Origin of the sequence: Geoanaerobacter pelophilus, assembly GCF_018476885.1 — a bacterium.
In the GTDB taxonomy this organism is placed as follows: domain Bacteria; phylum Desulfobacterota; class Desulfuromonadia; order Geobacterales; family DSM-12255; genus Geoanaerobacter; species Geoanaerobacter pelophilus.
In genome coordinates this window covers 266756-277428 of record NZ_JAHCVJ010000003.1, presented here as the reverse complement: position 1 = coordinate 277428, position 10673 = coordinate 266756, and the positions used below count along the sequence as shown (strand labels likewise).

The 10673-nt window shown below is 51.0% G+C and carries 11 protein-coding genes and 2 tRNA genes; all 13 read left to right on the top strand.

The genetic code is table 11. The features are described from left to right. Window positions 1-11 precede the first annotated feature (11 nt). The gene (locus tag KI809_RS09490; protein ID WP_214171302.1) at window positions 12-194 is read left to right on the top strand and encodes a hypothetical protein; all 183 of its coding nucleotides are present in this window, start codon (window positions 12-14) and stop codon (window positions 192-194) included. 148 nt (window positions 195-342) lie between these two features. Next, the gene (locus KI809_RS09485; RefSeq protein WP_337833299.1) at window positions 343-1476 is read left to right on the top strand and encodes a glycosyltransferase family 9 protein; all 1134 of its coding nucleotides are present in this window, start codon (window positions 343-345) and stop codon (window positions 1474-1476) included. Window positions 1477-1501: 25 nt separating this feature from the next. Further along, window positions 1502-1576 (top strand) — tRNA-Val (locus KI809_RS09480). Window positions 1577-1648: 72 nt separating this feature from the next. After that, window positions 1649-3559 (top strand): threonine--tRNA ligase, encoded by a 1911-nt coding sequence (thrS, locus tag KI809_RS09475; protein WP_214171301.1) that lies wholly within the window; start codon window positions 1649-1651, stop codon window positions 3557-3559. A 157-nt stretch (window positions 3560-3716) separates the two neighbouring features. After that, on the top strand, window positions 3717-4229 hold the full coding sequence (infC, locus tag KI809_RS09470; protein WP_214171496.1) for a translation initiation factor IF-3: 513 nt from the start codon (window positions 3717-3719) through the stop codon (window positions 4227-4229). Window positions 4230-4248: 19 nt separating this feature from the next. Beyond that, a complete protein-coding gene (rpmI, locus tag KI809_RS09465; RefSeq protein WP_214171300.1) occupies window positions 4249-4446 on the top strand; it encodes a 50S ribosomal protein L35 in 198 nt (65 codons plus the stop codon). A gap of 110 nt (window positions 4447-4556) precedes the next feature. Next, a complete protein-coding gene (rplT, locus tag KI809_RS09460) occupies window positions 4557-4910 on the top strand; it encodes a 50S ribosomal protein L20 (RefSeq protein WP_214171299.1) in 354 nt (117 codons plus the stop codon). A 77-nt stretch (window positions 4911-4987) separates the two neighbouring features. Further along, the gene (gene pheS / locus KI809_RS09455) at window positions 4988-6004 is read left to right on the top strand and encodes a phenylalanine--tRNA ligase subunit alpha (RefSeq protein ID WP_214171495.1); all 1017 of its coding nucleotides are present in this window, start codon (window positions 4988-4990) and stop codon (window positions 6002-6004) included. A 45-nt stretch (window positions 6005-6049) separates the two neighbouring features. Beyond that, complete coding sequence (gene pheT / locus KI809_RS09450) at window positions 6050-8455, top strand: phenylalanine--tRNA ligase subunit beta (protein ID WP_214171298.1); 2406 nt, start codon at window positions 6050-6052, stop codon at window positions 8453-8455. Window positions 8456-8548: 93 nt separating this feature from the next. After that, the gene (locus KI809_RS09445) at window positions 8549-8827 is read left to right on the top strand and encodes an integration host factor subunit alpha (protein WP_041971884.1); all 279 of its coding nucleotides are present in this window, start codon (window positions 8549-8551) and stop codon (window positions 8825-8827) included. 10 nt (window positions 8828-8837) lie between these two features. Beyond that, window positions 8838-9197 (top strand): MerR family transcriptional regulator, encoded by a 360-nt coding sequence (locus tag KI809_RS09440; protein ID WP_214171297.1) that lies wholly within the window; start codon window positions 8838-8840, stop codon window positions 9195-9197. An 8-nt stretch (window positions 9198-9205) separates the two neighbouring features. After that, window positions 9206-9282: transfer RNA gene (locus tag KI809_RS09435), tRNA-Pro, on the top strand. 178 nt (window positions 9283-9460) lie between these two features. Next, window positions 9461-10666, top strand: coding sequence for a tyrosine-type recombinase/integrase (locus KI809_RS09430; protein WP_214171296.1), 1206 nt, complete (start codon window positions 9461-9463; stop codon window positions 10664-10666). Window positions 10667-10673 lie beyond the last annotated feature (7 nt).

Genomic DNA, 10673 nt, shown 5'->3' with positions numbered 1-10673 from the left:
AAGGGTGATCTATGCATAACAAAATTATAATCATCGGCGCCGGTCCCAGCGGTCTGGGTGCTGCCTACCATTTCTCAAAGCTCAGCCATACTGACTGGCAGATTCTTGAGTTTAACGACTGGGTGTCATGTAAGCCGAACAAAATAAGGCAGTTGCCGAATGAGGTGTTTGAGTGCATTCAGGGCTCACCGTAGGACTCGATTTCACCGGCGAGCGAGTCAATCCCATGTTTGATGTCTCTCCCTGTAAACTATTCTCTCTATTGCCGGATTACCGACGTTTATAACTAGTCGCCGTACAACGTGCCTGGGGCGATGATATTCCGTATATTGGAACTGCATTGTGAAAATTATCCGAATGCTCAAGATCATTGATATGATCTTCGGCTGTTTGGCCGTACGAATTCTTAGTATCTTCTCCCCCGTGCAATCCGATCACGGGGTCGTCTCGTCGATTCTGATCATTCGTCCCGGTGGAATTGGGGACGCTGTTCATCTCTTGCCGGCCGTACAACTGCTCAAGAAGCGGTTCCCCAATATTGCGATAGATATCCTCGCCGAGCGGCGTAATTCTTCCATATTTGCGCTTTCGCCGCTTTTACGATCAGTTATGAATTATGACGTTCCGCATGAGTTTCTTTCGGTATTCCGGAAAGAGTATGACGTCGTCATCGATACCGAGCAGTGGCACCGGCTTTCGGCTGTGGTGGCAAGACTGACTAAGGCTGCAACACTGATAGGCTTTGCCACTAATGAAAGAAGCAGGCTGTTAAGCTTTCCGATTCCCTACTCGCACGACGATTACGAAGTAGTAAGTTTTTTAAGACTTTTGGAGCCTCTCGGTATCAACTCCCCCCAGCATATTGAGACCGCCTGGCTTGAAGTGCCTTCTGCAGCCGCAGCCAGGGCCACAGAACTGCTTAGGCCTCTTAATAGTGGTAAGTTTGTAGCCATTTTCCCTGGTGCCAGCATCCCGGAGCGGCGCTGGGGAGTGGACCGGTTCAGGACCTTGGCGCAACGTCTGACCGATGAGGGAGTCCCGGTAGTTGTGATTGGGGGGATGGAAGATGCCAGGGAGGGAGAAGCGATTGTCCGGGGGCTGCCGGCAGCACTCAATTTAGCAGCCAAGACCTCCCTGCTGGAATCGGCTGCGGTGGTAGACCGCTGTGCTGTTCTGGTGAGCGGTGATTCCGGCATTTTGCATATCGGGGTTGGCTTGGGACGGCCCACGGTTTCCCTTTTTGGGTCAGGTATCGCCAGGAAATGGGCGCCCCGAGGAGCTGATCATATTGTCATAGACCGGCATCTCAACTGCTCTCCCTGTACTCAATTCGGGTATACGCCGCGCTGCCCTATTAATGCGCGCTGCATGGCAGAAATTCTCCCTGACGAGGTTTTTACCGCAACAGTTTCGCTGTTGAATCTTAAAACGCCTCAACTGCCTAACTATTTGCTTGACATCGCGGGCAGGCATTGATAATAATCACCTTCGTTTTGCTTATAGGCGCGTAGCTCAGGGGTAGAGCACTAGCTCGACACGCTAGGGGTCGGCGGTTCGAAACCGCCCGCGCCTACCATGCAATTCATCTGCACCAACATCGGATACGGGGCATCGAAGTTCGATGCCTCTTTCTGTTAAAAGGCCAGTAATGAGCGATATTACCGTAACATTGCCGGATGGTTCCACCAGGACTTTGTCTGCCGGGGCAACAGTACGTGACCTTGCTGCTTCGATTGGCGCCGGACTTGCCAAGGCAGCCATTGCCGGTAAGGTCAATGACGAGCTTGTTGATGTTTACGCTCCGTTACAGGATGCCGCCGCTGTTGCCATTGTTACTGACAAGAGCCCGGAAGCCCTTGACATTATCAGGCATTCGACTTCACATCTCATGGCCCAGGCGGTCAAAGCCCTGTTCCCGGCGGCCAAGGTTACCATCGGTCCCTCCATCGAGACCGGTTTTTACTATGACTTTGATGTCGAGCAGCCATTCACTACCGAAGATCTTGAGCGGATCGAGGAGAAGATGCGGGAACTGGCCAAGGCCGATATTCCGATCAGGCGTGAACAGCTTTCCAAGGCCGATGCAATAAAATTGTTTGCCGAGATGGGTGAAGGATACAAGGTCGAGATCATCAGCGATCTTGATGTTGAGACGGTATCGCTTTACCGTCAGGGTGATTTTGTTGATCTTTGTCGTGGTCCACATTTGCCTTCAACCTCATGGTGCAAGGCTTTCAAGATCACTTCGATTGCAGGCGCTTATTGGCGTGGCAATGAAAACAACCGGATGCTGCAACGAGTTTACGGTACTGCCTTTAGCGACAAGAAGGAGCTGGATGCCTATCTGGAGCGGCTGGAAGAGGCGAAGCGCCGCGACCATCGCAAGCTCGGGCGGGAACTTGATCTCTTCTCTTTTTCCGACGAGGTTGGGGCCGGATTTGCTATCTGGCATCCGAAGGGGGCGCTGCTTCGGACTATTATCGAAGACTTTGAGCGCAAAGAGCACCTTAAAAGAGATTACGATATTGTTTTAGGGCCACAGATACTCAAGACCGAACTCTGGCAGCGGTCCGGCCATTACGAGAACTACCGCGAGAACATGTATTTCACCGAGGTTGATGAGCAAGGGTTCGGCATCAAGCCGATGAACTGCCTGTCGCACATGATGATTTACAAGTCTCACCTCAGGAGCTATCGCGACCTGCCGCTCCGTTTTTTCGAGCTTGGCACGGTTCATCGCCATGAGCGCGCCGGAGTTCTGCACGGCCTGCTGCGAGTGCGTTGCTTTACCCAGGACGATGCCCATATCCTCTGCACCCCGGAGCAACTGGATGCCGAGATCAAAGGGGTCATATCCTTTGTCAATGACGTGATGGGGATCTTCGGTTTTGAGTACGAGATGGAACTCTCCACCAGGCCTGACAAGTCTATCGGTTCCGATGAGGACTGGGAGCGCGCCACCGGTGCCTTGCTCGGCGCTTTGAAGGACAGTGGTCGCGAGTTCGAGATTAATGAGGGTGACGGCGCATTCTACGGGCCGAAGATAGACATCAAGTTGCGTGATTGTCTTGACAGAAGGTGGCAGTGTGCTACAATCCAGTGCGATTTTACGCTCCCAGAGCGGTTTGACCTGACCTACGTTGATGCAAACGGCGACCGTAAGCGACCTGTGATGGTGCATAGGGTAATCCTCGGGTCGATTGAACGTTTCATCGGCGTCCTGATCGAACACTTTGCCGGCAACTTCCCGGTGTGGCTGTCCCCTGTGCAGGCAATGGTCATGACAGTCACCGACAACCAGCAGCCATATGCGCAGCAGGTTTATCAGACATTGCGCGCTGCCGGTATTCGTGTCCAGAAAGATTTCCGGAACGAAAAGCTCGGATTCAAGATCAGGGAAGCGCAGTTGCAGAAAGTGCCATACATGTTGGTCATCGGCGACCGCGAAGTGGAAACCGCAACCGTGACTCCACGCTTCCGTGATGGTAGCAACCTTGAACCAATGACGGCAGATGCCTTTGCCGAGTTCATTTTAAAGGCATCCGCAGACCATAAATAAACGTCGACCCAAAGAATTTGTTATAGCTTCATATGCAAGGCTTGCGAGTTCTGGGGAGTGAGGCATACCCTTTATAAGGGTACGCGGCAGCGACGAAGAGCGAACGCAATGCAGCAGATGGAGTCAGCACAAATTCTTTTTTTCAGGAGGTGGTACCATAGCTAAACCGACCGTAAACATCAATCAGGCCATCAGGGCACGTGAAGTAAGGGTTATCGGCCCGGAGAGCGAACAGATAGGCATTCTCTCACTTGGTGACGCTTTGGCTATGGCGGCAGAAAAGGAACTGGATCTTGTGGAGGTTTCGCCCACAGCGGTGCCCCCTGTTTGTCGAATAATGGATTTCGGGAAATTCAAGTATCAGCAGAGCAAGAAGCTTCAGGAAGCTAAGAAAAAGCAGGTTCAGGTTCAACTCAAAGAGGTGAAGCTCAGACCAAAAACCGATGACCATGACCTTGACTTTAAAGTCAAGCATGTCAAGCGGTTTCTGGAAGAGGGTAATAAGGCCAAGATCACCATGGTGTTCCGCGGCAGAGAGATAACTCATACCAACCTTGGCCTGGAAATCCTCGAAAAAATTTCTGAAGAGCTTCAGGAGATTGCAGTAATCGAAGTAAGACCAAAAATGGAAGGGCGCAGCATGTACATGATTGTCGCCCCTAAAAAATAGATAAAGCAAGGAGATTGAAATGCCAAAAATCAAGACCAACCGTGGCGCAGCGAAGCGCTTCAAAAAGACCGGCACCGGCAAGATCAAGAGAAGCCATGCCTTTACCAGCCATATTCTGACTTCCAAAACCACCAAGAACAAGCGCAACCTGCGTAAGGGTGCAATTGTGGCTGCTGTTGACCACAAGAATATTGCCAGGCTGATTCCGTACATGTAATAAGAAACGTGATCAGTGTCACTGTTCACGTTTTACCAGTTGCCGAGAACCGTGAGGAAACGTCTCCCCTTGCGGATCAGGTGAAATACAGAGAAAAAGAGGAGTAGAACATGCCACGCGCAAAACGAGGATTTAAAGCGAGACAGAGAAGAAACAAGGTATTAAAGCTCGCAAAAGGCTACCGCGGTGCCAGGAGTAAACTTTTCAGGAGTGCCACAGAGGCAGTGGATCGCGCACTTAATTACGCGTTCCGCGACCGTCGTGTCAAGAAGAGGGATTTCCGTGCACTCTGGATTACCCGCATCAACGCAGCAGCACGTCTCAACGGGCTTACCTACAGCAAGCTGATTCATGGGCTCAAAGTGGCAAATGTTGCCATTGACCGCAAGGTTATGGCTGACATCGCAGTATCAGACCCTGCCGGGTTCACTGCAATCGCAGCCACGGCTAAAGCCAGCGTCTAAAGTTTGCGATCCGATAAAAGGGAAATGGGAGCTACTCTCATTTCCCTTTTTTTATCAAAAGGCCAAAATATATGTCCATGAATGAACAACTTGAACAGCTCAAATCCAGGGCACTTCAAGAGATCGACTCAATTGCCAGCGAAGAAGAACTCCAGAATTTGCGGGTTAAATATCTTGGCAAAAAAGGCGAACTGACTTCCGTAATGAAGGGGATCGGCGCTCTTACTCCTGAAGAGAGACCGAAGCTTGGCCAGGTGGTAAACACCGTCAGGGACCTGTTGGAAGAGCGGATCGAATCGGTTCTGGAACTTACCCGGAAGCGAGCCAGGGCCGAAAAGCTCAGCAGTGAGCGAATCGATGTTACTCTGCCGGGTCGCCAGCTTGCCAAAGGGTCCAAGCATCCGGTCTCGATGGTTATTGAAGAGGTCAGCGATATCTTTGCCGGACTGGGGTTCCAGATTGCCGAAGGACCTGAGATCGAGCTCGATTACTACAACTTCGAGGCACTGAATTTTCCCAAGGATCACCCTGCGCGTGATATGCAGGATACCTTTTTCGTTGAGAACAACCTGTTGCTGAGAACCCATACCTCACCGGTCCAGATCAGGACTATGCTCAATCATGCGCCGCCGGTCCGGGTTATTGCTCCGGGCACCGTATATCGCTGCGACTATGATGCTACCCATTCACCGATGTTTCACCAGATTGAAGGGTTCATGGTGGACAAAGGGATTACCTTTGCCGACTTGAAAGGGATTTTGACCATCTTTGTTACTCAGTACTTTGGCAAGGATATCGGCGTCAGGCTCCGCCCGAGTTTTTTCCCATTCACTGAACCGTCTGCAGAGGTTGATATCGCCTGTGTTATCTGTAAAGGGAAGGGGTGTCGGGTTTGCAAGCAGTCGGGATGGCTTGAGATACTCGGTGCAGGCATGGTAGATCCTGAAGTGTTCAAGCATGTGCAGTACGACCCTGAATCGGTTACCGGCTTTGCTTTCGGCATGGGGATCGAGCGGATTGCCATGCTCAAGTACGGGATTAACGACATGAGACTGCTGTTTGAAAATGATCTCAGGTTTCTGAGACAATTCTGATAGTTGCCTTATTACCTTTAAGTGGATACTTGAAAGTTCATTCATATGATAATTAGCTATAACTGGCTCAAGGAATTCGTCGAAGTCGATCTCTCCCCTGCTGATCTCTCGGCCATGCTTACCATGCTTGGTCTTGAGGTGGAACGGGTTGAAGAGCGTTTCACCGGAATGGACAGTGTTGTCGTCGCCCAGGTCCAGGAAAAGGCGCAGCACCCTAATGCGGACAAGCTCTCGGTTTGCAAGGTGAACAACGGCAGCGAGATTCTGGACATTGTTTGCGGCGCACAGAATTTCAAGGCTGGCGACAAGGTTGCCCTGGCCCAGATCGGCACGGTTCTTCCCGGCGATTTCAAGATCAAACGCTCCAAGATTCGTGGCGAAGAGTCGTTGGGCATGCTCTGCTCCGAGAAAGAACTCGGCATTGCCGATGAATCTGCCGGAATCATGATCCTGCCTGCCGATTTGGTGCTGGGCACCCCGGTTTTCGACGCCCTGGGAATGAAAGACGTGATTTTTGAAATTGGTCTGACGCCGAACCGCTCTGACTGCCTTAGCGTCATCGGCATTGCCCGTGAAGTTGCGGCAAAGCTCGGCAAAAAGATCACTCAGCCGGAGATTCAAATCGTTGAAGAGAGCAGGTCGGCACTGGAGTTCGCCTCGGTTGTTACCGAGGACGCAGATCTCTGCCCCAGATACGCTGCCCGTTACATCAAAGGGTGCAAAATTGGGCCGTCTCCTGCCTGGCTTGTCGGCCGGCTAAATGCGGTGGGGATGCGCTCCATCAACAACGTCGTGGACGTGACCAACTATGTGCTGATGGAGTATGGTCACCCGCTCCATGCCTTTGATCACGATCAGCTTGTTGAGGGCCGGATCGTTGTCAGAAGGGCAGCAGCAGGCGAGCAGTTCATTACCCTTGACGGCCAGGAGCGAACCCTGACGGCCGATGATCTTACGATCAGGGACGGCGCCCGGGCAGTTGCTCTTGCTGGGATCATGGGCGGGCAAAATTCAGAGATCTCCGATACAACCACCAATATTCTGCTTGAAAGCGCCTGGTTTAACCCTTCGGCAATTCGCCGCACCAGCAAGCGGTTGGGGATTCATTCCGAATCATCCCATCGTTTCGAGCGTGGCGCTGATATAGAAGCTGTTCCCAGGGCCCTTGATCGGGCGGCATCCTTGATCTGTCAGCTCGCCGGTGGCTCCATTGCAGCCGGAATGATCGATGTGTATCCGGTACCACTTTCCAATCGGATCATAACTCTCAGGCATCGGAGAGTCGAAGGACTGCTTGGTGTCTTCATCGCCCCGGACGTGGCGCAGTCGATTCTTGAGAGCCTGGAATGCGCTGTCACAGCTGTTGATAGTGCAACGCTGCAGGTTACGGTGCCTTCCTACCGGGTTGACCTGGAGCGGGAGATAGATTTGATCGAAGAGCTGGCCAGGATGTACGGTTACGACAATATCCCAGTCACCATGCCATATGCACGTGTGGTTTCTGATCGCCCACCGCTTCACCAGCGTATCGAGCGCAAGGTGAGGGATCTGCTGGTAAGTTACGGTTTCAATGAAGTTGTCAATTTCAGCTTCAGCCCGCTGGACGTGCCGGAACGGATGCTGTTAGCCGGGGACGACCACCGTGCGACCCATGTCAAACTCCTCAATCCATTGATCGACGAACACTCGGTCATGCGCACCACACTGCTCCCTGGCTTGCTTGAGACATCGGCCCGCAATGCGAACTTCAGGGTTTTCAACCAGCGCATCTTTGAATTGCGCAGGGTGTACCTGGTCAAGCCGGAACACGACTCTCCATGCGAACCGCTGGTGCTTGGCGGCCTGATCTCCGGACTCAGAAACCCGGAAGGGTGGAATCAGGGCAAGGGTGAGGCAGATTTCTTCGATGCCAAGGGTGTTGTCGAAAACATCCTTGATGCGCTGAAGGTGCCGGCTGTGAAATTCGAGCCGCGGGACATCGAGCCGTTCTATCACCCAGGCAAGGCCTGCACCATCTTTGCTGCCGGAGAACGGATCGGTTCCATCGGGGAGATTCACCCGACTGTTCAGGAAAACTATGCCATCGAAAAACCGGTTTATTACTTTGAGCTGGAAATGGGTCGTCTCATTCTATTGGTTCGCGAGACTACCGCTATTACGGCGCCTTCCCGGTTCCCTGATGCGTCACGGGACATTGCCATGCTGCTCCCCGATGCTGTCTCGGCAGACTCCATAAACGACTGTATCAGTACCTTAAAAATCAAGGAAATCGAAGAAGTCTCCCTGTTCGACCTTTACAAGGGAGAGCATATCCCTGAAGGGCATAAGAGTATTGCCATCAGGGTAAGGTATCGGCTTCCTGACAGGACTTTGACTGACGAGGAAGTGAGCGCCCTCCATCAACGTGTAGTCAATGCTCTTGTGAATAATATTGGCGCTTCCATCCGGTAAAAAGGGGTTGATTATAATTTCCCCCTATGCTATATACCTTCCGGCCTTCAGTAAAGGAACTAAGTCAACAAATTTAGATATTTTGAGGTAGATATGACCAAAGCTGACATAGTAGAAAAAATTTATGAAAAGGTTGGTTTCTCCAAGAAGGATTCGGCAGAATTGGTAGAACTCGTGTTCGATATTATCAAAGGAACACTTGAGACCGGTGACAAAATCAAGATTGCCGGTTTCGGCAACTTTGTAGTAAAAGACAAGGCTGATCGCCGTGGCAGAAACCCCCAGACTGGCGAAGAGATCACCATTACTGCCAGAAAGATCCTTACCTTCAAGCCGAGCCAGGTTCTCAAGGCTTCTTTGAACGCTGAATAATTGTCTGGAGATGGACCTTCCTCTCCCTGATAAGCTTTATTACAAGATAGGCGAAATTTCGAAGGCTCTTTCCCTTAACCCTTCAGTTTTGAGGTTCTGGGAAACCGAATTCAGCCAGCTTAATCCGAGGAAAAGCTCAACTGGACAGCGTTTATATTCCAGAAATGATCTGGATCTGCTGGTTACAATAAGAAAACTGCTCTATAAAGATAAACTTACCATAGAAGGCGCCCGCAGGGTGATAACCGGTCTGGCGGCCCCACCGCTGACACCACCTGAGGAATGCGGGGAGCCTTCTGAAGAGATTAAAACCCTGCTTCACGAGATCAGGGAAGAACTGCAGATTTGCAGTAAGATATTAGTAAGCTGAATGTTTATCGGTGCGTAGCGCAGCCTGGTAGCGCACTAGACTGGGGGTCTAGTGGTCGCAAGTTCGAATCTTGTCGCACCGACCATTTCAAAGTCCGGCACAGTCCGGACAAGTGCAAAAGCCTCGGAAATCCGAGGCTTTTTCTTTTCCAGTTGTCCTATATAATCCATCCAAGTATACTCAAATCCAAAGACTTTCGGTATATACTGTAAGTGTAAATATACCGATACCGAAACCCGTATACCGAAAAAGGGGGGAATCGCATGCCTAAAAGGATTGCGCCGCTTTCGGAGTTGCAGGTTCGCAATGCGAAGCCGCAAGCAAAGCAGGTCACTCTTTTTGACGGTGGAGGACTTTATCTACTAATAACTCCTACTGGCGGAAAGCTCTGGAGATTGAAATATAGTCTGCAGGGCAAGGAAAAGTTACTTGCTCTTGGGGCCTACCCCGAGATTTCTCTTGCTGATGCCCGTCAGCGGCGTGAGGAAGCTCGTAAACTGGTTGCCAATGGAATTGACCCAGGTGAAGTAAAGAAGGCTAAAAAAGCGTCGATTGAAGAAAGCGATGAAAACAGCTTTGAGGTAATTGCCCGCGAATGGCACGGTAAGTTTCTCTTGAACAAGTCTGACAGTTACCGTGACAAGATGCTGGCAATTTTTGAGCGTGACGTTTTCCCGTGGATGGGAAAGATTGCCGTAAATGAATTGAAGGCTCCAGAACTACTTTCGGTTTTACGTCGTATTGAAGGTCGTGGGGCACTGGAAACGGCACACAGGACACGTTCAGCTTGTAGTCAGGTGTTGCGGTATGCTGTTGCCACAGGCAGGGCTGAGAGGGATTGTGCTTCTGATTTAATTGGTGCATTGCCACCGTACAAGAAAGGGCATCGAGCAGCACTTACCGATCCGAAAGATGTTGCACCGCTTCTGAGAGCAATTGATGGCTATCAAGGAACATTTCCGGTGAAATGTGCGTTGAAGCTTGCTCCGCTGTTATTTGTCCGGCCGGGTGAACTTCGCAAGTCTGAATGGTCAGAGATTGACCTTGAAGCAGCTGAGTGGCGGATTCCAGCTGATAAAATGAAGATGAAGATTGCTCATATCGTTCCGCTGGCTTCTCAGTCTGTAGATATACTAAAAGAACTTTATCCATTGACAGGTCATTCAAAGTATCTTTTTCCATCCCCCCGTTCACCGCTTTACCCCATGAGTGATAATGCAATTCTTTCAGCATTGAGACGCATGGGATTTGAAAAGGACGAGATGAGTGGCCACGGTTTCAGGGCCATGGCCCGTACGATACTCGATGAAGTCCTTCATGTCAGACCTGATTACATCGAACACCAACTTGCGCATGCGGTTAAAGACCCCAACGGCAGGGCCTACAACAGAACTGCACATCTGGCGGAGCGTAAGAAGATGATGCAGGCTTGGGCAGATTATCTGGAAAACCTAAAATTAGGAAGGTAGATATAGT